Source organism: Actinoallomurus acanthiterrae, from assembly GCF_054775715.1.
Map to the genome: position 1 here is coordinate 10,712,472 of NZ_BAAHCO010000001.1, position 21,722 is coordinate 10,734,193.

Genomic DNA, 21,722 nt, shown 5'->3' on the forward strand with positions numbered 1-21,722 from the left:
CCGCCCCCGACCCAGGCCCCGGCCCTGTCCGTCCGGAGGACGAACAAGGACCAGCGCTCGGCTTATGGCTCGCTTGGGGTATTCAGGCGCTTTGATGGGACTCACTGCTGGAATCGGGCTCGTCCTGCTCGCCGCCGGAGTCGCCGCGGCGGGCGGCGAGGGTGGCGAGGTAGAGGGCGGCCAGGACGATCGCGCAGCCGCCGAGCTGCAACAGCGTGGGGCGTTCGCCCAGGATGACGGCGCCCAGGAGTACCGAGCCGACCGGCTGGAAGAGCAGCAGCGCCGCGCCGACCGACGCGGACAGGCGGGGCAGCGCGCTGGCGATGAGCAGGTAGCTCGCCACCTGCCCGGTCAGGGCGATGGCGGCCAGCCAGCCGAACGCCGGCCAGCCCGGCAGCAGGGCGAGGCCGTGCCAGAAGGGGCCGACGAGGAGCGCCACGACGCCGGAGGCGGCCGCCGACTCGGTGACGGGTACGACGACATGGTCGTCGTCGCTCGCCTGGCGCAGCAGGAAGAGGAACCCCGCGTAGCACAGGGCCGCCGCGGCGGCGAAGATCGCGCCCTGCGTCGGGTTGCGACCGGAACCACCGCCCACCACCCCGCCGGCCAGCGCCACGCCGGCGAGCATGACGGGTACCACCGCGGCGAACGCCGCGGTCGGCCGCTCCCGGAGGAAGATCCAGCCGAGCAGAGGAACCAGGATCACCTGGGCGTTCACGATCACGGTCGCGATTCCGGCGCCGCTGTCGGCGATCGCCTGGTTCCACAGCAGGATGTCGCCCGCCAGGAGAACGCCCGCGGCCAGGGCCATCCAGTGTGGACGCGGCGGCCGGGCAGGCGCGGTCCGGGCCTCGGAGAGCGCCATCGGGATCAGCAGCGGCATCGACAGCAGGCTGCGGAATAAGGTCACCGTTCCGGTCGAGACGTGCGTGAGAGGCACGAAGACGGACGACAGCGCGACGCAGACGGCGCCCGCCAGCATGGTGGGCACCGGCATCCGCGTGGCGGCCTTGTTGAGGAGATCGACGACCGATCCGGACCGGGGTCGCGCGGCGTCCGCGCGCTCCGGCGTTGCGACGTCATCGCGCCGGTCGAGCATCTCACGCCCCTTCCGTGGTGAGGTTCGTCTGGGCACGCGCTTGCCTTACCCCGGTCATGACGGAGCTACCCGGCGCGGGTCAGTGTCGGATGACGGCCTCGATGAAGTGCGGCCCGGACTCGGCCAGGGCCGCTTTCAACGCCCCGGCGAGCTCCTCGGCGGTGGTGACGCGGATGGACGGGACGCCGAGCCCCTCCGCGAGCGCGATCCAGCCGATCGCCGGCCGGTCCAGGCTCAGCAGTGCCCGGGACGCGTTCCCGAACGGCCGGTCGGCGTTGGCCATCTCCATCTTGACGATCTCGTAGCTCTGGTTGTCGCAGAGCACGGTCGTGACGTCGAGGTCCTCGCGGGCCTGGGTCCACAGCGCCTGGATGGTGTACATGGCGCTGCCGTCCGCCTGGAGGGCGATCACGGGGCGGTCGGGGCAGGCGATGGCCGCGCCGGTGGCGAGCGGCAGCCCGTGCCCGATCGCGCCGCCGACCTGGGCCACCATGCAGGTGTGCTCCGGGGCGGGGATCGCCGCCTGGTGGTAGCCGAATCCGGCGGTGAGCGACTCGTCCACGACGATCGCTCCCTCCGGCTGCCCGGCGGCCACCGTGGCGGGCAGCGTCTCGGGCGTCAGGAATCCGGCGGGGACGGTCGGGTGGTCCCCCCGTCCGTTCTCCCGTGCGACGTGCGCCGGCCGTCCCGTGCCGGCGACGCGCTCGGCCACGCGCCGCAAGGCGTCCACGGCGTCGTCGGGTGAGTCCTGCGGGGCGCCGGCCAGCGACTGGACGGCCGCGTCGGCGGGCACCAGGCTGCTGGGCAGGCCCGGGTACCCGAAGGAGCTGACGGGCTCGCGCGCCCCCACCAGGATGACCGTCTCCACGCCTTTCAGCGTCGCCGCGGCGTCGGCGTACACGTGCGGGAGCCGGACGGGCGCGGGAAGGCCACCGCCGCGCTCGACGCGGGCGGGGAAGGTCTCGTGGATCAGCCGGCAGCCGGTGGCGCGCGCGATCGTGTCCGCCGCCAGCAGCCCCGGCCGGGACAGCGCCTGACCGCCCAGGAACAGGACGACCGGGCCGTCGCCGCGCAACGCTCCGGCGGCGGCCACGACGCGCTCCTCCTCGACGGGCGTCCACGCGGCATCGCCGGAGGCGGGGTCCCGGACCGGCCGCGTGGACTCGCCGGAAGCGGGGTCCTGGACCGGCCTCGGGGAGTCACCGACGTGCTCGTCGGCGAGATCGGCGGGCAGGATCAGGCAGACCGGCCCGCGTCTGGACCGTACGACGGCGTCGGCGAGGTCGGCGGCCATCCCCGACGCGGACGTCGACCGCCCGGTCCACGTGTAGAAGGGCGCGGCCACCGCCGCGATGTCGCTGGTCAGCGGCGCGTCCGCGGCGAGGTGCCAGGTGGCCTGGTCACCGACCAGAGTGACGACCGGCGTCCCCGCCCGCCGCGCGTTGTGCATGCAGGCCAGCCCGTCGGCGAGACCGGGGCCGAGGTGCACGAGCGTCAGGGCCGGCCCGTCATGCGCCCGTACCCGTCCGCGGCACCGGCACAGACGGCCTCGTGGAGACCGAGTACCGGCCGGATGGAGCCGACCCTGTCGAGCGCGCTCACCAGCGGGAGTTCGGTGGTCCCTGGATTGGCGAAGCAGACATCGACTCCGTGGGCCGCCGCCGTACGCAACAGACTCTCAGCGCCGTTCATGACCATTCATTCCTCGCGTAAAGAGTGAAGACTCTGACCGGACGTGCCCTGCTCGCCATTCTCACGATTTCGCCCGGCCCTGCCGATCGCTGATTCAATGACAGCATCGGCGGAATGTAAGCGTGATGATTACCGGCGATTTAATCCTTTGAAATGGCGGTTGCCGGGCATTAACGAGATCCATGAAGGCACTACTGCTGGTGCCCCTCGCGGGCACGTTGATCCCGGTCGTGTACGACCGCCGGAGCCCGGAGTTCTTCGGGATCCCGTTCTTTTACTGGTACCAGCTGCTCTGGGTTCCGGTCACCATCGCGCTGATCGTGATCGTCTATCGCGCCACGAGGGACGATCCACGATGAAATGGACCGAGCTGACGATTCTCATCGTGGTGTTCGCCCTCGTCACGGGCATGGGGTTCGCGGCGTCGCGGTGGCGGCGCGCGGAGCGGCTCGACCACCTGGACGAATGGGGGCTCGGCGGCCGCAATTTCGGTTCCTGGCTGACGTGGTTCCTCATCGGCGGTGACTTCTACACCGCCTACACGTTCGTCTCCGTTCCGGCCCTGGTGTTCGCCGCCGGCGCGACCGGTTTCTTCGCGGTTCCGTACTCGATCGTCGTCTATCCGATGGTCTTCCTCCTGCTGCCGCGGCTGTGGACCGTCGCGCGGCGGCATGGGCACGTCACGGCGGCCGACTTCGTACGCGCCCGGCACGGCTCGGGCCTCCTCGCGCTCGCGATCGCGATCACCGGCATCGTCGCCACGATGCCGTACATCGCGCTGCAGATCGTCGGCGTCGAGGCCGTGCTCAAGGCCACGGGCGTGCACGGCGAATGGCCGATCGTCCTGGCGTTCGCCGTCCTGGCCGCCTACACCTACCAGTCCGGGCTCCGCGCGCCCGCGCTGATCGCCTTCGTGAAGGACGCCCTGATCATCATCGTGGTGATCATCGCGGTCCTGTACATCCCGGCACGGCTGGGCGGCTGGGGTCACGTCTTCGCCGCCGCCGACGCGAAGTTCGCCCACAGTCCCGGCACCGGTGACGGGACGCTCCTGCCGGCGGGCGCCCGGCTCGGGTACTCGACGCTGGCGTTCGGCTCGGCGGCGGCCCTGTTCCTCTACCCGCACTCGATCACGGGCGTGCTCGCGGCCGGCAACCGCGACGCCGTACGCCGGAACATGGCGGCGCTGCCGGCGTACTCGCTGATCCTCGGGCTGCTCGCGCTGCTCGGGTACATGGCGATCGCGGCCGGGATCAAGCCCGTGTCCTCAGGCGGGAAACCGGACGCGAACACCGTGGTCCCGCTGCTGTACGACACGATGCTCCCCCACTGGTTCGCCGGCGTCGCCTTCGCGGCCATCGCGATCAGCGCCCTGGTCCCCGCGGCGATCATGTCCATCGCGGCGGCGAACCTGTTCACCCGGAACGTCTTCACGGAGTACCTGAAGCCGGACGCCTCGCCCGCCGCCCAGGCGCGGGCGAGCAAGCTGGCGTCCCTCGTGGTCAAGGTCGGCGCGGTGGCGGTCATCCTCGTCCTGAACCCGCAGTTCTCCATCGACCTGCAGCTGGTCGGCGGCGTCATCGTCCTGCAGACGCTGCCCGCGGTGGTGCTCGGCCTCTACACCCGCCGGTTCCACCGATGGGCGCTGCTCGCCGGCTGGGCGGCCGGGATCGGCAGCGGACTGTGGATGCTCTACGTCACGCCCGCCACGGACGTCGCCACGGGGCGGATGATCCGCCGCCACTGGGGCAGCGCGCAGTACGCGTTGAAACACCTGGGCCTGCACACCGAGCTGACGGTGTACGCGGGGGTCCTCGCGGTGGCCGTCAACCTCCTGGTCGTGCTCGCGCTGAGCCCGCTCCTGCGACGCGCCGGTGCTCCGGAGGGAGAGGACGGCACCGCCGAGCGGGCGGACGGCGCGGGTGAGGGACCCGACGACACGAGCGCGGGACCCGACGGCGCGGCCGGACAGGCCGACGGCACCGCTGAGCGGGCCGAGGGCGCGGGCCGCGGTGACGCGCTCCGGGACGCCCGGCCGGAGGGCGGTGAGCCGTCCCCGCCCGCCGGCTCCGGGGCACCGGCGGCGCCGCCTACACGCCGAGGCCGCGGCCGATGATCTCCTTCATGATCTCGGTCGTGCCGCCGAAGATGGTCTGGATCCGGGAGTCGAGGTACGCCTTGGCGATCGGGTACTCGCTCATGTAGCCGTAACCGCCGTGCAGTTGCAGGCAGCGGTCGATGACCCGGTTGCACAGCTCGGTGTTCCACCACTTGAGCATGGAGGCCTCCTCGGTGCCGAGGCGGTCGGCCACGTGCTCGGTGATGCACTGGTCGGTGAAGGCGCGGGCGACCGTCAGCTCGGTCTTCATCTCGGCCAGGGTGAACCGGTTGTGCTGGAAGCGGCCGATCGGACGGCCGAACGCCTCGCGGGTCTTGCAGTACTCCAGGGTCTGTTCGAAGGCCTTCTCCGCGCCCGCCAGGGCCGTCACGCCGATCGACACCCGCTCCCTCGGGAGGTTCTGCATCAGGTGGACGAATCCCTGGCCTTCCTCGCCGAGGAGGTTCTCCCGGGGCACGCGGACGTCCTCGAAGTACAGCTCGGCGGTGTCCTGGGCGTGCATGCCGATCTTGTCGAGGTTGCGGCCGCGCTCGAAGCCCTTCATGCCGCGTTCGACGACGAGGAGGCTGATGCCCTGGTGCCCGGCGTCGGGGTCGGTCCGCGCGACCACGATGACCAGGTCGGACAGGATGCCGTTAGAGATGAACGTCTTCTGCCCGTTGAGGACGTAGTGGTCGCCGTCCCGTACGGCGGTGGTGCGGATGCCCTGCAGGTCCGAACCCGCGGCCGGCTCGGTCATGGCGATCGCGGTGACGATCTCGCCGGAGCAGTAGCCGGGGAACCACCGCCGCTTCTGCTCGTCGGTGGCGAGCCGGTTCAGGTACGCGCCGTTGATGTCGTTGTGCACCGCGAAGCCGGGGCCGTGGACGCCCGCGCGGGCCAGCTCCTCGTTGAACACGACGTAGTAGCGGTAGTCGGGGTCGCCTCCGCCGCCGTACTCCTCGGGGATGTCGATGCCGAGCAGCCCCTGCCGGCCGGCGGCCAGCCACACGTCGCGGGAGACGACGCCGTCCTTCTCCCACTGCTCGTGGAACGGCGCGATCTCCTTGGCGATGAACGACCGCACCATGTCACGGAAGGCCTCGTGCTCGTCCGTGAAGATCTCGCGCCGCACCATCGGCCTCCCTCGGGCTGACCAACCGACTCGCGAGTAATTTATCACTTACATGCCGATCACTCCCGGCTTCGGAGAGCCGCGATCGGCCGATAGCGCAGCACCATCCCCGCGGGCAGGACGCTGACCAGCACGCCGAGGACCGCGACACCCGCGAGGACGAGCGCGTACCGCGACGGTGAGACGTGGAGGCCGAAGGAGCCGGTCAGGGCGCCCGTGGCACCAGCCAGCGCCACGAGGCCGATCACCGTGCCGATGGCCGTGCCCACCAGCGCGACGATGGCCGTCTCCAGGCAGATCGTCCGTACGACCTGCCCGCGGGACCCGCCCACCAGCCGCAGGAGGGCGAACTCCCTGGCCCGCTCGGCCGTCCCCATCACGCAGGTGTTGACGATGGAGATGGCGGTGAACGCGACGAGCAGTCCCAGCACGATGTAGATGTTGGTGGTGCTCTGCGACAGCGCGCTTCGCGCCTGCCTCGCGTAGGCGCCCGCGTCCAGCACCCGCACCGTCGGCGTCCGGTCGGCGAGCCCCCGCAGTTCCCCGTCCAGCTTCGTCATGGCGCCCGGCCTGGCCCGGACCAGGATCGCGTCGTCCAGGTTCTCGTGCAGATGGCCTGCCAGCGACCCGCGGGAGAGCAGGAAGTCACCGAGCCCGAGGGCCCGGTCGTACACGGCGACCACGCGCAGGTCCACCGGCGTGCCGTCCCCCAGCCAGCCGTGGAAACGGGTACCGACCTTCCAGCCACGCTCGTTCGCGTGCGTACGGCTGACCGCGGCGGTACCCGGTTCGGCCAGCGCGGCGAGCGACCCCTCGCGCACCTTCGGGTCGAGTACCTGGCCGACGGACTCGGGATCGACGCCCTGCGCGACCAGCGTGTCGGGCGAGCCGAGCACGTCGGACACGAAGGTCGTGGACCGCAGCGGCGACACGGCCGCCACGCCCGGCAGCCCGCGTACGGCGTCGGTCACGGCGGTGGGCAGGCCGGGCGCGTCCCTGGCGGTCAGCACCCGGTCCGCGACGACCCGGTCCCGGCTCTGCGCGATGGCGGTGGACTCGATCGAGTCTCCGACGAGGAGCGCGGTGCTGCCCAGCGCCACGCTCAGCATCAGGGCCGACGCGGCGGAGGCCACCCGGCGTACGCCCGTCCGGGAATTCGCGTCCGCGAGCCGGCCGGACTTCCGCGCGAGCGCGCCGATCACCGCCCCGATCGGCGGCGCGATCAACCAGGTGAGGAGGGGTGACGCCAGCGCCGCCGCCATCATCAGGATCATGACCGTGAGGTACTGGAACGCGACCCCGACCTCACCCCCGGCGTGCTGGGAGAGCAGGAAGATCGGCACGCTCCCGCCGAGGGCGACCAGCGCGAGCAGGAAGCGGGGCACCGACATGATCCGCCGGGGGGCGGCCGCCTCGCGCAGGGCCTCGGTGGCCCGCACGCGCGCGGCCCGGTTCGCCGAGAGCGCCACCGCGAGCAGCGTCACCAGCAGGCCCGCCCCGGTGGCGATGACGAACGGCAGGCTCTCGACATGGACGTGGAAGTCCTCCGGCGCGACCCCGTTGTCGATCATCAGCCGGAGGACCAGGTGGGCGAGGGGGACGCCGAGCAGGCAGCCCGGGATCGCGGCCACCAGCGCCACGGTGACGGCCTCGGCGATCAGCATCCGCCGGACCTGCCAGGACGTCGCGCCGATCGCCCGCAGGAGGGCCATCTCCCGGCCGCGCTGCAGGATCGACAACCCGAACGTGCCCCCGATCACGAAGATCGCCAGAAAGAGTCCGATCCCGCCCATCGGGCCGAGGAACAGCGTGGCGTACTCCAGCCGGTCCCCGACCTCCGGCGACCCGGCCCGCGCGCTCTCGCGCCCGGTGAGGACCTGCAGGCCGGGAATGCGCAGTGTGTCGCGGAGGCGCCCGCTCAGCACCACCGGTGACGTCCCGGGATCGGCGACCACGCCGAGGAACTCCGTCCGGTCCGCTCCGGACAGCGCGCGGACGGTACCGGCCGTGAAGAACAGTCCCGCCTGCCCGGGAAGGCCGTCCCGGCCCGGCGGAGCCGCGATGCCGGAGACGCGCATGCTCCGGGTGCCCGTCGCCGTGACGACCTGAACCTGCCCGCCCGGCCGTACGGAGGTCCGGCGTGCCAGGTCCGCGTCCAGGACGACCTCGTCGGGCATGGCGGGCGCCCGCCCGGCGCGCAGGGTGAACGGGGTGAGCGCCGCGGCCGACCAGGGGTGCCCCATCGAGGGGCCGCCGTCCGGGCCGGGCAGCGGACCGCCTCTCCGGCCCACCGCCTGGGCGTAGAAGGGGGTGTCGGCGATGACGGACCGCACGCCGGCGATCCCGCGGATCCGCTCGGCCGTGCCCGGAGGCAGCCACGGCGGCTGGTCGAGCGGCAGCCGCTCGCGATCGACGTTCTGGCCGGAGCCGGTCGTGACGACCAGCACCGGGTCCACGCGCACGACGGCGGTCGTGGCGCCGAACCGGTCGACGGCGGGCGCGGCGCGCCGCCCCGACAGGAAGAGGGTGAACCAGGCGCACACCAGCGCCACCGCGAGGACGACGGCGACGAAGGAGCCGGCGAAGCCGAACCTCCGCTCGCGGACGGTGCTCAGGGCGAGTCGCAGCACGCCGTCACGCTCCCAGGAGCGTCATGCGCTCGGCGATCCGGGCGGCGCCGGGTCGTTCCATGGCGTCGACGATGGTCCCGTCGGCGATGAACAGCACGCGGTCGGCGTACGACGCCGCGGCCGGGTCGTGGGTGACCATCACGAGGGTCTGCCGCCACGTGTCGACGGCCGCCCGCAGCAGCGTGAGGATCTCCCGGCCGGTGGACAGGTCCAGCGCCCCGGTGGGCTCGTCGGCGAACACGACCGCCGGCCGGGCGACCAGGGCGCGGGCGATCGCCACCCGCTGCTGCTGGCCGCCCGACAGCTCGCCGGGCCGGTGCTTCAGCCGCCCGGACAGGCCGACGCGGTCCACCACCTCCCGCATCCAGTCGTGATCCACACGGCGGCCGGCCAGCCGCTGCGGCAGCGCGATGTTCTGCTTCGCGGTGAGCGACGGGACGAGGTTGAACGACTGGAAGACGAATCCGATCCGATCCCGGCGGAGCCGGGTCAGATGGGCCTCCCGGAGCTTCGACAGGTCCGTGTCCTCCAGCAGCACCCGCCCGGAGGTCGGACGGTCCAGTCCCGCGGCGCAGTGCAGGAAGGTGCTCTTGCCCGATCCGGACGGCCCCATGATCGCGGTGAACGAACTCGTCGGAAGGGCCACCGACAGGCCGCGCAGGGCCTCGACGGCCCCGCGACCGCGGCCATAGCGCTTGGTCACCTCTTCCAGGCGTACCGCCGTCCCCGTCGTCGGCGTGGTCTGCGTCATCGGCTCGGCGGCGTCGCCGCATCGGCCGGACGGCGGGTGCGGCCACGCCGCACCCTCCCTCGGGTGCGTGGACGGCCTCCGCCGGTCGCGGCGGAGAGAACGATGTTCACCCTCCCGCCGCGGGGCCGCGCCGATCTACCAGGCGGTCCCCGAACCTCCTCAGGGCTGACCCTTATCGACGCTTACCGTCGGCCGGCGTCGTGACGGTCTCCGGCGTCCCGCGGATCGAGCCACGACTGCAGGCCGTCGAGGAGCCGCTCCACCCCGAAGGCGAAGCTGTCGTCCTGCATGCCCTCGGGGTCCAGCTCCTTGTTCTCCTCCCACCACGCGCCGTAGTTCTCGTAGCGGGAGGCGACCTCGTCGATGTACGGCCGTATCTCGTCGACCGCCTCGCTGGGGGTCTTGCCCGACGAGGCGAGCGACCCCTTCCACGCGGCCTCCATCGCGGCCGAGCCGATGGCATGGGACATCACCAGCGAGCTCGCGTAGGCGAGCTGCATGCCTGAGAAGCCGGCGTCCGTCAGCAACCCGATCAGCCGATCGCTCATCCGCATCGCGTTGGGACCCATGAAGGGACGGACGCCGAACAGAGCCGTGACCCAGGGGTGGCGCAGGATCACCGCGCGCAGCCCATGCGCCACGGCGGAGGCCGCGGTCCGCCAGTCCGCCGCGTCGGTGTCCGGGATCTCGATCTCCCCCATGACCTCGTCGACGGCCAGCTCGAGCAGGTCATCCTTTGTCGCGACGTACCAGTAGACGGAGGTGGCGCCGGCGGCCAGCCTGCTGCCGAGGCGACGCATGCTCAGGCCGTCGAGCCCCTTCTCGTCGAGCAGCTCGATGGCGGCGCGCACGATCTGCTCGCGGCTCAGCGTCGGCTGGCCACCGCGCGAGCGCTGCGGCCGGGTCCAGACGGAGCTCGCGAGGGAATCCGCGTTCGACGGCATTCGACGTCCTTCACCAGGGGTGGCTTGTCCTCTCACTCTACCGCCGCTCGTACAGTGTGCGAGAAGAATCGTACGGCGTTCGAGGTGCATGGTACGGTGTGCGAGAAAATCGCACACCGTACGAACGGACGCTCATGTCGACCTCTCATCCGCGCCGCTGGTGGATCCTCGGCGTGCTGTGCCTGAGCCTGCTCGTCCTGGTCATCGACAACACGGTGCTCAACGTCGCCATCCCGTCGCTGATCCGAGACATCCACGCGAGCAGCTCCGACATCCAGTGGATCATCGACGCGTACATCCTGGTCTTCGCCGGGCTCCTGCTCACCGCGGGCAGCCTGTCCGACCGGCACGGCCGGCGCCGCGGGCTGATCATCGGGCTGATCCTGTTCGGCGGCGCGTCCCTCGTCGCCTCCTTCGCGGGCAACCCCGGTCAGCTCATCGCCGCCCGCGCGGCCATGGGCATCGGCGGCGCGTTCCTGATGCCGGGCACGCTGTCGATCCTCACCACCGTCTTCGACGACACGGAACGCAAGAAGGCCATCGCCATCTGGAGCTCGGTCCTCATGCTCGGCGCGGTCGGCGGCCCCACCCTGGGCGGCTTCATGCTGCAGCACTTCTGGTGGGGCTCGGTCTTCCTGCTCAACGTGCCGATCGCCGCCCTCGGCATCCTCGCCGCGCTGCTGATCATCCCCGAGTCACGCGGGCCCGCCGTCCGCCCCGACCTCGTCGGCGCCCTCCTGTCCATGATCGGCATCACCGCCCTGGTGTGGGGGGTCATCAACTCGGCCAAGGACGGCTCGTCCTCCGCGCAGACGCTCGGCGGGTTCGCCGTCGCGGTCGTGGCCCTCATCGCCTTCGCGGTGTGGGAGCGGCGTTGCCCGGAGCCGATGCTGCCGCTGGCCCTGTTCCGCGACCGGAACTTCAGCGGCGCCAGCCTGTCGATCGTCCTGCTGTCGTTCTCCGCCGGCGGCGTGCTGCTGGCGCTCACCCAGTACCTGCAGTTCGTACTCGGGTACGGGCCGATGAAGGCGGGGACCGCGCTCATCCCGCTCGTCATCACCGCGATGGCCTTCAACGGCATCGGCGTGGTGGTCGACAAGAAGTTCGGCGCCCGGGTCGCGCTCGCCGCCGGGCTCATCCTGCTGGCCGGCGGGTTCGCGGTGCTCTACTCGCTCTCTCCGGGCGACGGCTACCTCAAGCTCTCCATCGCCCTCGTGGTCATCGGAGCGGGCAGCGGAACGGCCGGACCCGCCGCCTACGGCACCCTGCTGGGCGCCCTGCCTCCCGAGCGGGCCGGGGTCGGCTCGGCCGTCAACGACACCGTCCAGCAGGTCGGCCAGGCGCTCAGCGTCGCCATCCTGGGCAGCGTCCTCACGGCGGCCTACACCTCCTCCATGCCCAAGAACGTCACCGGCCCGGCGCGGCACTCGATCGGCGAGGCCCTCGCCATCGCGGCGGCACGCGGCGACGCGACGCTGGCCCGGACCGCGAAGGACGCGTTCGTCGACGCCATGTCGACCACCTCCATCGTCGGGGTGTTCGGCGGCATCGCCGCCGCCGTGCTGGCCTTCTCGGTGCTCCGCCCCAAGCCCCGTCCCGAACCGGAGCAGACCGCCGAACCGGCCGTCGAGAGCAACGCATGATCACAGCGGTCTAAGGGGGCGTCCGGTGGATCTTGTTCGTAGCGAGCCGCGCAGCCGGACGAAGATCCACTGGACATCCCCTAGCCTCGGCCCATGCGCGTGATGCTCGCCGAGGACGGCATGCTCTTCCGGCGTGGTCTCACCCGGCTGCTCGAGGACGCCGGGATCACCGTCTCGGCCGCGGTGGGCGACGCGACCGCCCTGCTCACCGCGGTCCGGGCCGACCCGCCCGACGTCGCGATCGTGGACGTACGGATGCCGCCCGGCTTCCGGCTGGAAGGACTCGACGCGGCGCTGCGCCTGCGGACGGAACACCCGCAGGTCGGCGTCCTCGTCCTCTCCCAGCACGTCGAGGCCCACCACGCGCTACGGCTGTTCGGCGACGACCCGCGCCGCATCGGCTACCTGCTGAAGGACCGGATCGCCGACATGGCGGAGCTGACGGACGCCCTGTCCCGCATCGCGGCGGGCGGCGCCGTCGTCGACCCGGCGCTCATCGGTCCCCTCCTGGGACGCGGGCGCGCGCAGGGGCCGGTCGCCCGGCTCACCGGCCGGGAGCTCGAGGTGCTGGCGCTGATGGCGGAAGGCCGTTCGAACCAGGCCATCTGCCGTTCTCTGCAGCTGAGCCCGAAGACAGTCGAGGCGCATGTACGCCGCATCTTCCAACGACTCGGACTCCCGGAAACCGCCGACGACCACCGACGGGTACTCGCGGTCCTCGCCTACCTGCGCTCCTGACCGCCCCAGCCCTGGCGGTCAGCGACGATCCTCGCGCCTACGCGGCTCGGCCGCCGACGGGCGCCCCAACCGGCACCCTGACCGCCTGCCGCTACCCGCAGGGCCGCCCGCCGGCGGGCGGCCCCGCCGACAGGCACCACGGCCACCGGCCGCTACCCGCGATCCCGCCCCTGCTCGGGTTCCAGGGCGCGGACGGGCAGCTCGGCGACGATTCGCGTGCCCGCTCCCCGGGGGCTCTCGACCGTCAGCCGGCCTGCCCAGCGCGGCGACCCGATCCGACAGGCCGAGCAATCCGGTGCCGCCGCCCGGGTCGGCGCCTCCGGCGCCGTCGTCGGCCACTTCGACCGTCAGCCGGCCGTCCCGTTCCGCCACGGCGATGGTGATCCGCGACGCCCGCGCGTGCTTCAGCGCGTTGGCCACCGCCTCGGCGGCCACGAAGTAGGCCGCCTCCTCGACGCCCTCCGGCAGCCTGTCCTCGGGGGCCGAGAGAACCGTGACCGGGGCCGCCGAACGCTCCGCGAGCGACGTCAGTGCCGGCCCGAGTCCGGCCTCGCTGAGGATCGACGGATGGATGCCCCGCGCGAGCTCACGGACCTCCCCGATGGCGGCGCGCAGCTCCTCCGCGGCCTCGTCGAGATCGGCGGCGGTGCCGGGCCCGGCGTCCCCGGTCGCGAGCCGGGCCCGGATCCTGCCGATGACGAAGGCGAGGGCGACCAGTCGCTGCTGGGCCCCGTCGTGCAGGTTGCGCTCGATACGGCGGCGCTCGGCGGCGGCCGCCTCGACGATGCGGGCCCGTGAGGCGCGGACCTCCTCGAGCGCCGGCCAGTTCGGCGCGCATCCGCTCGTTGTCGAGCACCAGCCGTGCGACGGCGGCGGCGGACCGGACCAGTTCCGGTTCGGCGTCGAGGCCGGCGTCGTGGATGAGGACCGCCACCGGCTCGGCCGACCCTCGCAGCGGGGTGACCGACCGGCCCGAGCCGGGCAGCGGCAGGCTCACAGGCTGCTGGTCGCCGTCGACGTAGTCCGCCGAGTCACCGACCCGGTACGCCAGGCGCAGGGTCGGATCGTGCAGCACCACGCCGAGGGAGGTCTCCAGCGACCGGGGCGCCGTCGGGACGCCGAGCCGGTCGGCCAGCGCGCCCACGGCCGCCTGGTCCAGCCTGACCCGTACGAACCCGGCGAGCAGGCCGAGGGGCCACAGCACCAGCAGGAACAGCGCCACGGTGTCGAGGACGTTCCGCAGGGGCCCGGGCGGATCGGCCGGGAGCACTGACAGCCCCTCGCGCGCCCCCAGCACGAGCACCGCCGGAACCCCGGCGAGCGCCACGGGGGCGAAGACGTGCCGGCGCGGCTCGGGCAGCCCGAAGAGCCACCGTCTGAGCAGCGTGCCGGCGAGGAGCAGCCCGTACGCCCAGAGGAAGATCGCCGCGATGGTGAGCGACGGCCGTCCGGGCAGGTCCGGGAGGGTCCGCAGGCAGACGCAGCCGCCCTCCGGCGTACGGCCGAACCGCAGCCAGACCGCCAGTACGAGTCCGTGGACGACGTAGGCGGACACCACGACGGTCCGCTGCGCGCGGGCGCCGGCCCTTCCCCTCCGGGACGACGAGCACCACGTGGGCCAGCACGGCCAGCGCGGCGATGCCCATGGTGTTCCCCACCGCGAGCGGCACTCGTCCGCTGAAGTACTGGATTCCCGACAGGAGGACCAGCAGCCCGATCGCCACCATCATGCGTCCCGTGCCGTTCGCCGGGCGCAGGGCCCAGGCGGTGAGGCCGGAACCCACGAAGGACACGCCGGTCGCGAGACCGACGATGAACAGGGAGATCTCGTCGGCGGACGGCGCCCGCGGGTGCGCCAGCAGCGCGACGCCTCCCGGGGCCGCGCAGCCGAGCGTCAGGATGATGACCCACGCCCACGTCGCCCTCCCGACGCCCGCCGCCGCGGGAGACTCCCGGTGAAGGCGGGACGCGACCGGGGGCACGCGCGGCTGGTGGATCAGGCGGTCAGCCGGGCGACGGCGGCGTCGACGCGCTCGTCGGTGGCGGTGATGGCGACGCGCACGTGCCGCGCGCCCGCCTCGCCGTAGAATTCGCCGGGGGCGACGAGCACGCCCAGCTCCGCGAGGGCCTTCACGGTGTCCCAGCAGGGCTCGTCGCGGGTCGCCCAGAGGTACAGCCCCGCCTCGGAGTGATCGATGCGGAAGCCGTACGACTCCAGGGCCGTACGGAGGACGGCGCGCCTGCGGGCGTAGCGGGCGCGCTGCTCCTCGACGTGCGCGTCGTCGCCGAAGGCGGCCGTCATCGCGGCCTGGACCGGCGCGGGCACGATCATGCCCGCGTGCTTGCGGATCTCCAGGAGCGCTGCGACCAGGGAGGGGTCGCCGGTGATGAAACCGGCGCGGTACCCGGCGAGGTTGGAACGCTTGGACAGGGAATGCAGGGCGAGCAGGCCGCGGTGGTCCCCGTCGCAGACGTCGGGGCGCAGGACCGAGACCGGCTCGGCGTCCCAGCCGAGCTCGACGTAGCACTCGTCGCTGATGACGATCGCGCCGCGCGTCCGCGCCCACGCCACGACCTTGCGCAGGTGCTCGGCCGGCAGCACCTTACCGGTGGGGTTCGACGGCGAGTTGATCCAGACGATCTTCGGGGTCTCCGGGCCCAGGGCGAGCAGCCCGTCGACGGCCCGGGGCGTCGCGCCGGCCAGCCGCGCGCCGACGTCGTACGTCGGGTAGGCCAGCTCCGGGAAGGCCACGGTGTCGCCGGAGCCCGCGCCGAGCAGCGTGGGCAGCCAGGCGACGGCCTCCTTGGTGCCGATGACCGGCAGGACCGCGGCCGGGTCGGCCTCGATGCCGAGTCGGCGGGTCAGCCAGCCCGCCACGGCGTCGCGCAGTTCGGGAGTGCCGTACGTCGCGGGGTACCCCGGCGCGTCGGCCGCGTCCACCAGCGCCCGCCGTACGATCTCAGGCGTGGGGTCGACCGGCGTGCCGACCGACAGGTCGACGATGCCGCCGGCATGCTGCCGCGCCTGTTCCTTGTACGGGGCCAGCAGGTCCCAGGGAAAGTCCGGCAGCGTCTTGATCATCTGTCCCCCTGCCCATGGCGCTCACGCTTCTCACTCGCTCCGCGTCCGGCCCCTTGGCCGGGCACTCGGCTCGCTTCGGCGCGTTCGCTCGAACGTTCGCGCGCCGCCTGCCGATGGACGGCAGACGGCACGCCTCGGCCTGTGTTGAACCTCACGCGTCCGGAAGGCACCGGGCGCGTGGGATCAGGCGTCCTCGCCCTGCGGCGGCAGCGCCGCCACGACCGGGTGGTCCTTGTCGATCTTGCCGACCTTGGACGCCCCTCCCGGCGAGCCCAGATCGTCGAAGAATTCCACGTTCGCCTTGTAGAAGTCCTTCCACTGATCCGGCGTGTCGTCTTCATAGAAGATCGCCTCGACCGGGCACACCGGCTCACAGGCGCCGCAGTCGACGCACTCGTCCGGGTGGATGTAGAGCATGCGCTTGCCCTCGTAGATGCAGTCGACGGGGCATTCCTCGATGCACGCCTTGTCGAGTACGTCCACGCAAGGCTGCGCGATGACGTAGGTCACGTCCTACTCCTCAACGTCTGTGGCCATCGCCACGCTCGCAGCGGTGTCATTGCCTAGTATTGCTGCTGTCAGTCAACGCTTTCACCATGGGGGGCGTCACATCGGACCGCGTTTCTCCGCCCGGTATGTCGTTTCGATAGCTCCGTCCGACATCGGACGTCGCGTGTCGCTCCGACGCCGCCTTGAGAGCGGATCGTACAGCGACGTGGTCGGTGAGCTACAGGAGTGGGTGGACGGCCGGCTGACCGTACGCCGCCGGGACGGCTCGATCGTCTCGGTCCCCGAGACGGAATTGGTGGCGGGCAAAGTCGTGCCCCCGCCTCCCCCACGCCGCGCCCCTCGCTCCTGATCCCCGCCGCCGAGCCACCCGGCCAACGCGCCTGGAAGCCCACCCGGCCGCCCATCCGACACGAGCCCGGAAGCGCGCCCAGCCGCCCGGATCTGGCCCACTGGCCGGTCACGTGGATTCCCGGGAATCGGCTTCGCCCGCGGGCCACTCACTCGATGTCGTGCATGAACGTCGTCACGATGCAGGCGACCTCGCCGTCGGCGTCGCGGCCGACCCAGTTCGGATAGAGGCCATCACCCGCGCCCGAGCGGGTGACCGCGATGGCGTGGCCGGTGGCCGGATCGGCGACGACGGCCGGAACGGCGTCCCAGTCGCGGGACGCTTCGGTCAGGTTCTCCCACGGGTCGTCCTGCTGGGCGAAGGCGGTGTTGGCGGCCGCGTCCATGAAGCAGGCCAAGCCGGTGTCGACCGGGTAGCCGTAGAGGACCTCGGGATCCTCCTGACCCTCCAGCAGCGCCGCCTCCCAGGCCACCGCAGGGGTGTCGCGGACGACGAGCCGCATGGCGGCGATCTCGCTCCAGGTGCCTTCCGGGTAGTCGGCCATCGCCGTGGTCAGCCTCGCCACCGAGACCGGATGGCGGCCGGGCTCGATATGTTCGGCCAGGGTCGGCAGGTCGGAACCGACGAGCATCGGATCGCAGACGATGACCCGCCCACTCGGCGTCGACAGCTCACCCAGGTGCTCCACCGTGATCTTCTGGAGGTAGTCGTACGGGTCGCCGACGATCGTCGTGCCCGTGTCCCGGTAGCTTCTGCCGTCCGTGAAATACGCGGACAGGTCGGGCGGGACGACGGGCATGGGCTCTCCCGGAAAGCGGCGAAGGCGGACGATGTGGAGTGACTATAACCACACGTTGATCATGTTCCAGGCCACCGCGATCGAGCCCCTGACCGTCCGGGCGCCGGTCAGGGAATGGCGGACCGGACCCGCGGCGGCTGGTGTCCGGTCACCGGGCCGGCCAGTCGGGGACCTCCGCGGGCAGGTCCTGGCTGACCTTCATCGGGAAGTCCGCCGAGCGCTTCTCCAAGAACGACGTCACGCCCTCGGCCGCGTCCGGCGCGGACCCGAGCGTGTACATCAGTCGGGAGTCGGCCCGGTGCGCGTCCCACGGTGTGGAAAGGCCAAGGCCGGACCACATCAGCCGCCGTACGGCCGCGACGGCCACCGCCGAGGTGTTTGCCGCGATCTCCCCGGCGAGGGCGTAGGCCGCGTCCAGGAGTTCGTCCGCGGGATGCACGGCTGACACGAGCCGCCCGCGGAGCGCCTCTTCGGCACCGAAGACCCGGCCCGTCGCGGCCCATTCCATGGCCTGGGAGATGCCGACGATCCGCGGCAGGAACCAGCTCGACGCGGCCTCGGTGACGATGCCGCGCCGAGCGAACACGAAGCCGAACCTCGCACCGTCGGCGGCGAGCCGGATGTCCATCGGGAGCGTCATCGTGACGCCCACGCCCACCGCCGGGCCGTTGATCGCCCCGATGACCGGCTTGAGGGACCGGGCGATCCGCAGGGCGACGGTGCCTCCGCCGTCGCGGGGCGCGCCGTCCTCGAAGGTGTCCTCGCCGCCGAACATCTCCTTGGCGGCCTTGTAGTCGAAGGTCGAGCCGCCACGCTCGAGGTCCGCGCCGGCGCAGAAGGCCCGGGCCCCGGCCGGTGACGACGACCGCCCGCACGGCGTCGTCCGCGTCGGCGCGGTCGAAGGCGTCGATCAGCTCGCCGCGCATCACGAGCGTGAAGGCGTTGAGCCGATCGGGCCGGTCGAGGGTGATGGTGGCGACTCCGTCGGCCACGGTGTAGTCGATCTCGGTGTACGTCACTGCTGCTCCTCGCGCCCGCGGACGAATACAGAATCGGATTCTAGAGCTGTGGCCGGCGACCGCCACGAGCACCGCCCGGTCGACCTACCCGTACGACGAACGCGCTCGGCTCGGCGAGCCGAACCACCCATCGGCCGTCACGCCCCACCCCCACCGGCCGTCACGCACCCTTGGCCGCCCCGCGCTCCGGCCTCGCCGGCCATCACGCCCCGCTCCCCGACAGTCGTCACGCGGTCGGTCACGCGCCGCCGGCGGAGCGGGCGTGGGCCGAGTCCTCGTCGGCGGGGCAGCCGACCAGGGGTGGCATCGCCGGAGCGAGGACCTCTCGGCTCCAGTCGGCCACGGTGCCGGCGTAGCCGTCGGGCGGGGCCACCTCCAGCGTCGTGGCCGAGCTTGTCACCAGGCGCGTGACGACCGGGCGGCCGTCCAGGTAGGGCGTGGCGCCCCAGAAGGCCCAGAAGTCGTCCGGCTCGATCTTCGGGTGGTCGTCGAGCCGGCGCGTGGGTCGTGCCGGGCGCTCCCGGCACCACCGCCACTGGTCGGTGAGCAGCCGGGACGCGACCGCGCGCAGGAGGTTGAGCGCGGGCAGGTCCTGGGCGCAGGCGACCTTGTCGATCGCGAGGTCCGGCAGCCCGAACCGCCGCAGCCCGAGGAGGGTGATGCGCAGGCACCCGCAGGCGGTGGGGTCGCCGCCGGGCGAATGCAGGCGGCGCGCCGCCTCGTCGACGTCGTAGCGGGTGCCGAACCACTGGTCGCCCATGCGGAACCAGCCGCGCTCGGCGCGGGCCAGGCCGTCGCGGAGGAGGACCTGCCGGGCCTGCGGGTCGATGAGGACGCCGCCCGTGGCGTCGGCGAGGGCCCGCGCCACGGCGCGCGCGACCTGCTCGCGGTGCGGCTGCTCCACGGTCAGCGCCTGGTGCACGAGCAGCATCTGGTGGGAGGACTCGCGGATGCGCCGCCGATCCTCCTCGCAGGCCAGGACGTCGTCGAGACGCCAGGTCGCCTCGCCGGCGTCGATGGTGAAGATGCCGAGCCGCGGGGACTTGAGCGCCTCGATCGCCGGCTTGCGGAACGGCTCGGGCACGCGCCACGGGACGACCGCGTAGGGGTCGGCGGGCGGCTCGCTGGTCGCGATCACATAGTGCGAGGTGACGACCTCGGGAACGGACAGCACGAAGGGGGACATGACCGTCTCCTGGTGTTCGTGGTGGACGGGCGCGCGCTCCGCGGCTCAGGCGGCGGTGCGGCGTGGTGCCTCGGGGACGTACGGCATGGCCAGGTCGACGACGTCGTTCCACCACAGGGCGGCGGGGGCGTCGAAGCCGGCGGGCGGCCCGGCGACGAGATAGGGCAGGGTGTCGCCGCCCTCGGGCGGGGCGGGCCGCAGGCGGACGCGCACGGGCGCGCCGGCGGCGCCGGCCGGCTCGGCCGCCCAGTAGCGCCACACGTCGGCGCCGTCCACGCGCGTCTCGTCGGGGATGCGGCGGCGCCGTGCGCCGGGGTTGCAGGCCAGCCACGCCCAGTGCTCGTCGAGCAGTCCCACGGCCAGGCAGCGCAGCAGCGTGATGGCCGCGAACAGGTTGCCGCCGGGGACGCCGACGGCCTCCAGCTCGGGAAGGCCGAAGCGGTGCAGCCCGGCGGTCACGAGGCGCAGATCGCCGTCCTCCTCGCCGGTGACGAAGGTCGCGAGCCAGTCGTCGGCCAGGCAGAACTCGGGATGCTCGGCACCGAACCGGAAGGCGTGCGGCAGCACCTGGTGGGACCAGGCGTCGTACACGATGCCGTCACCGGCCTCGGCGACGACCCGGGCGATCTCGCGGGCCGCCTGCGCGTGCTCGGGCTGCGAGACGGGCGGGGCGTGCCCGGTGATGACGATGTGGTGCCGGGCCTTGTCGAGGAGGTGTGCCTGCTCCGGACGCGCCCAGGCTGCGCTTCCGAGCAGGTCGGCGTAGCCGGACTCGGCCGCGGGGCGGCTGCGGAACCGCAGGAGCGACGAGCCGAGCAACTCGGCCGCTAACGGCAGTCGCACCCGGCCGCGTGCGGCGGCCTCCGGGTCGTCGAGCGGATGCGCGGTGGCCACCACGAAGGGGGCCGTCACGGACTCGGGAATCGTCAGGTCGATCATGGAAAGCCTCCGGGGATCGGTCTCCCGGTAAGCCTGTCCCGGCCCGCTCGTGCGCCGTAAGTCCCTCATCCCGGTCTGTGGATAACCCACCCTCCGGGGAGAAGGATCCTGACACGGACGTGACACGAGTCACTACTAACGATCCAGGATGCGAGACGTTACGGCACTTGCAACCTTTGTCCTATATGTTTCGGCTCATGCAATGGGCCGTGGCGACGTACGACACCGCGTTCGGGTACGTCTCCGCGCACGGGGCGCCGCTGCTCGACCTGCTCGATCCTCAGCCCGATGAGCGCATCATCGACCTGGGCTGTGGGACCGGCACGATGACCGTCGAGATCGCCGCGCGCGGCGCGGAGGTACTCGGCATCGACGAATCGGTCGAGATGGTCAACGCGGCGCGATCCGAGCACCCCCACCTGTCGTTCGCCGTGGGCGACGCCCACGACTTCGCGACCGGTGAGCGATACGACGCGGTCTTCTCCAACTCGGCGCTGCACTGGATGTCCCGCGACCCCTCGGCGGTCATCTCCCGCGTGCACGCCGCCCTCCGGCCGGGCGGACGGTTCGTCGCGGAGATGGGCGGGGCGGGCAACTGCGCCGAGCTGATCGCCGCCGTGCAGACGGCGTGGCGCGTCTTCGGCCTGCCCGAGCCCGAGCTGCCCTGGTACTTCCCCACCCCGGCCGAGTACGCCGCCCGGCTCGAGGAGGGCGGGTTCGTGATCCGGCTCATGGAGTACTCCGACCGGCCCACCCGCCTGGCAGAGTGCCCGGACGGCGCGGCCGACTGGGTCCGGCTCTTCGCGCCGGAGCTGATCGCCGAGGTCCCTCCGGAGCTCGCCGGCCCGCTCCTCGACCGGGTGAACGAACTCGCCGCACCCGCCCTGCGCCGCGAGTCCGGCTGGATGGCCGACTACGTACGGCTCCGGTTCGCCGCCGTACGCAAGCCCGGCGGCGACGAACTCGTCCAGCCGCCGATCCCCCAGGCACCGTCCACGCCTCCGCCGCCACCAGCCCCTCAGCCGCAACCCGCCCCGCACGTGCCGTCCACTCCGCAGAGCTGAACGTTCCCTCCGGCGGTCCTGGGCGGAGAGGTCGGGTTCGCGGA

The 21,722-nt window shown here is 72.4% G+C and carries 18 protein-coding genes and 2 pseudogenes; 7 read left to right on the forward strand and 13 right to left on the reverse strand.

What is annotated here, in order from left to right; translation table 11 throughout:
• Positions 1 to 82: 82 nt before the first annotated feature.
• Both ACYVF7_RS50540 and ACYVF7_RS50545 read right to left on the reverse strand, forming a co-directional pair.
• Positions 83 to 1,099 carry a DMT family transporter gene (locus ACYVF7_RS50540; protein WP_460353999.1) on the reverse strand — a complete coding sequence of 339 codons (1,017 nt, stop codon included), beginning with the start codon at positions 1,097 to 1,099 and terminating at the stop codon, positions 83 to 85.
• A 79-nt stretch (positions 1,100 to 1,178) separates the two neighbouring features.
• A pseudogene (locus ACYVF7_RS50545) lies at positions 1,179 to 2,797 on the reverse strand (acetolactate synthase large subunit).
• A 176-nt stretch (positions 2,798 to 2,973) separates the two neighbouring features.
• On the opposite strand from ACYVF7_RS50545, the gene ACYVF7_RS50550 reads away from it, so the two are divergent.
• Both ACYVF7_RS50550 and mctP read left to right on the forward strand, forming a co-directional pair.
• The gene (locus tag ACYVF7_RS50550; protein WP_460354002.1) at positions 2,974 to 3,150 is read left to right on the forward strand and encodes a DUF3311 domain-containing protein; all 177 of its coding nucleotides are present in this window, start codon (positions 2,974 to 2,976) and stop codon (positions 3,148 to 3,150) included.
• A complete protein-coding gene (gene mctP, locus ACYVF7_RS50555; protein ID WP_460354004.1) occupies positions 3,147 to 4,907 on the forward strand; it encodes a monocarboxylate uptake permease MctP in 1,761 nt (586 codons plus the stop codon). The genes ACYVF7_RS50550 and mctP overlap by 4 nt, the downstream gene beginning before the upstream one ends.
• On the opposite strand, the gene ACYVF7_RS50560 is transcribed toward mctP, so the two are convergent.
• From ACYVF7_RS50560 to ACYVF7_RS50575, 4 genes are all read right to left on the reverse strand, one after another.
• A complete protein-coding gene (locus ACYVF7_RS50560) occupies positions 4,882 to 6,024 on the reverse strand; it encodes an acyl-CoA dehydrogenase family protein (protein ID WP_460358541.1) in 1,143 nt (380 codons plus the stop codon). The genes mctP and ACYVF7_RS50560 overlap by 26 nt on opposite strands.
• A 59-nt stretch (positions 6,025 to 6,083) precedes the next feature.
• A complete protein-coding gene (locus ACYVF7_RS50565; protein WP_460354007.1) occupies positions 6,084 to 8,654 on the reverse strand; it encodes an FtsX-like permease family protein in 2,571 nt (856 codons plus the stop codon).
• 4 nt (positions 8,655 to 8,658) lie between these two features.
• Positions 8,659 to 9,405, reverse strand: coding sequence for an ABC transporter ATP-binding protein (locus ACYVF7_RS50570; RefSeq protein WP_460354008.1), 747 nt, complete (start codon positions 9,403 to 9,405; stop codon positions 8,659 to 8,661).
• A gap of 182 nt (positions 9,406 to 9,587) precedes the next feature.
• On the reverse strand, positions 9,588 to 10,349 hold the full coding sequence (locus ACYVF7_RS50575) for a TetR/AcrR family transcriptional regulator (RefSeq protein ID WP_460354011.1): 762 nt from the start codon (positions 10,347 to 10,349) through the stop codon (positions 9,588 to 9,590).
• Positions 10,350 to 10,483: 134 nt separating this feature from the next.
• Between ACYVF7_RS50575 and ACYVF7_RS50580 the strand changes: the two genes are divergently transcribed.
• Both ACYVF7_RS50580 and ACYVF7_RS50585 read left to right on the forward strand, forming a co-directional pair.
• On the forward strand, positions 10,484 to 11,992 hold the full coding sequence (locus tag ACYVF7_RS50580; RefSeq protein ID WP_460354013.1) for an MFS transporter: 1,509 nt from the start codon (positions 10,484 to 10,486) through the stop codon (positions 11,990 to 11,992).
• A 93-nt stretch (positions 11,993 to 12,085) separates the two neighbouring features.
• Positions 12,086 to 12,730, forward strand: coding sequence for a response regulator transcription factor (locus ACYVF7_RS50585; RefSeq protein WP_460354016.1), 645 nt, complete (start codon positions 12,086 to 12,088; stop codon positions 12,728 to 12,730).
• A gap of 18 nt (positions 12,731 to 12,748) precedes the next feature.
• Here ACYVF7_RS50585 and ACYVF7_RS50590 read toward each other — a convergent pair whose 3' ends face one another.
• On the reverse strand, positions 12,749 to 13,516 hold the full coding sequence (locus ACYVF7_RS50590) for a sensor histidine kinase (protein WP_460358543.1): 768 nt from the start codon (positions 13,514 to 13,516) through the stop codon (positions 12,749 to 12,751).
• An 858-nt stretch (positions 13,517 to 14,374) separates the two neighbouring features.
• Here ACYVF7_RS50590 and ACYVF7_RS50595 point away from each other — a divergent pair.
• Positions 14,375 to 14,689 carry a hypothetical protein gene (locus ACYVF7_RS50595; protein WP_460354018.1) on the forward strand — a complete coding sequence of 105 codons (315 nt, stop codon included), beginning with the start codon at positions 14,375 to 14,377 and terminating at the stop codon, positions 14,687 to 14,689.
• Positions 14,690 to 14,726: 37 nt separating this feature from the next.
• Here ACYVF7_RS50595 and dapC read toward each other — a convergent pair whose 3' ends face one another.
• Entirely contained in the window at positions 14,727 to 15,812 is a 1,086-nt protein-coding gene (gene dapC, locus ACYVF7_RS50600) for a succinyldiaminopimelate transaminase (protein WP_460354019.1), read from the reverse strand.
• Positions 15,813 to 15,995: 183 nt separating this feature from the next.
• Positions 15,996 to 16,322, reverse strand: coding sequence for a ferredoxin (gene fdxA / locus ACYVF7_RS50605; protein ID WP_345434536.1), 327 nt, complete (start codon positions 16,320 to 16,322; stop codon positions 15,996 to 15,998).
• A 43-nt stretch (positions 16,323 to 16,365) separates the two neighbouring features.
• On the opposite strand from fdxA, the gene ACYVF7_RS50610 reads away from it, so the two are divergent.
• Positions 16,366 to 16,671 carry a putative acetyltransferase gene (locus ACYVF7_RS50610; protein ID WP_460358546.1) on the forward strand — a complete coding sequence of 102 codons (306 nt, stop codon included), beginning with the start codon at positions 16,366 to 16,368 and terminating at the stop codon, positions 16,669 to 16,671.
• Between the two features lie 148 nt (positions 16,672 to 16,819).
• On the opposite strand, the gene ACYVF7_RS50615 is transcribed toward ACYVF7_RS50610, so the two are convergent.
• The 4 genes and pseudogenes from ACYVF7_RS50615 to ACYVF7_RS50630 all read right to left on the reverse strand — a co-directional run bounded on the left by ACYVF7_RS50615 (position 16,820) and on the right by ACYVF7_RS50630 (position 20,614).
• Entirely contained in the window at positions 16,820 to 17,470 is a 651-nt protein-coding gene (locus tag ACYVF7_RS50615; RefSeq protein WP_460354021.1) for a DUF4241 domain-containing protein, read from the reverse strand.
• Positions 17,471 to 17,618: 148 nt separating this feature from the next.
• Positions 17,619 to 18,396 (reverse strand): annotated as a pseudogene (locus tag ACYVF7_RS50620) (enoyl-CoA hydratase-related protein).
• Between the two features lie 331 nt (positions 18,397 to 18,727).
• Positions 18,728 to 19,675 carry a hypothetical protein gene (locus ACYVF7_RS50625; protein ID WP_460354024.1) on the reverse strand — a complete coding sequence of 316 codons (948 nt, stop codon included), beginning with the start codon at positions 19,673 to 19,675 and terminating at the stop codon, positions 18,728 to 18,730.
• Between the two features lie 45 nt (positions 19,676 to 19,720).
• Positions 19,721 to 20,614, reverse strand: a complete 894-nt coding sequence (locus ACYVF7_RS50630; protein WP_460354027.1) for a hypothetical protein — start codon at positions 20,612 to 20,614, stop codon at positions 19,721 to 19,723.
• A gap of 197 nt (positions 20,615 to 20,811) precedes the next feature.
• Here ACYVF7_RS50630 and ACYVF7_RS50635 point away from each other — a divergent pair, with 197 nt between their 5' ends.
• Positions 20,812 to 21,678, forward strand: coding sequence for a class I SAM-dependent methyltransferase (locus ACYVF7_RS50635; protein ID WP_460354029.1), 867 nt, complete (start codon positions 20,812 to 20,814; stop codon positions 21,676 to 21,678).
• Positions 21,679 to 21,722: the final 44 nt, after the last annotated feature.

Bases quoted from the DNA above. Each gene is read 5' to 3' on its own strand.
- ACYVF7_RS50540 (WP_460353999.1), bottom strand. From the start codon at position 1,099: ATGCTCGACCGGCGCGATGACGTCGCAACGCCGGAGCGCGCGGACGCC.
- ACYVF7_RS50570 (WP_460354008.1), bottom strand. From the start codon at position 9,405: ATGACGCAGACCACGCCGACGACGGGGACGGCGGTACGCCTGGAAGAG.
- ACYVF7_RS50575 (WP_460354011.1), bottom strand. From the start codon at position 10,349: ATGCCGTCGAACGCGGATTCCCTCGCGAGCTCCGTCTGGACCCGGCCG.
- ACYVF7_RS50580 (WP_460354013.1), top strand. From the start codon at position 10,484: ATGTCGACCTCTCATCCGCGCCGCTGGTGGATCCTCGGCGTGCTGTGC.
- ACYVF7_RS50615 (WP_460354021.1), bottom strand. From the start codon at position 17,470: ATGCCCGTCGTCCCGCCCGACCTGTCCGCGTATTTCACGGACGGCAGA.
- dapC (WP_460354019.1), bottom strand. From the start codon at position 15,812: ATGATCAAGACGCTGCCGGACTTTCCCTGGGACCTGCTGGCCCCGTAC.
- ACYVF7_RS50585 (WP_460354016.1), top strand. From the start codon at position 12,086: ATGCGCGTGATGCTCGCCGAGGACGGCATGCTCTTCCGGCGTGGTCTC.
- ACYVF7_RS50550 (WP_460354002.1), top strand. From the start codon at position 2,974: ATGAAGGCACTACTGCTGGTGCCCCTCGCGGGCACGTTGATCCCGGTC.
- ACYVF7_RS50630 (WP_460354027.1), bottom strand. From the start codon at position 20,614: ATGATCGACCTGACGATTCCCGAGTCCGTGACGGCCCCCTTCGTGGTG.
- ACYVF7_RS50625 (WP_460354024.1), bottom strand. From the start codon at position 19,675: ATGTCCCCCTTCGTGCTGTCCGTTCCCGAGGTCGTCACCTCGCACTAT.
- mctP (WP_460354004.1), top strand. From the start codon at position 3,147: ATGAAATGGACCGAGCTGACGATTCTCATCGTGGTGTTCGCCCTCGTC.
- ACYVF7_RS50595 (WP_460354018.1), top strand. From the start codon at position 14,375: ATGGTGTTCCCCACCGCGAGCGGCACTCGTCCGCTGAAGTACTGGATT.
- ACYVF7_RS50635 (WP_460354029.1), top strand. From the start codon at position 20,812: ATGCAATGGGCCGTGGCGACGTACGACACCGCGTTCGGGTACGTCTCC.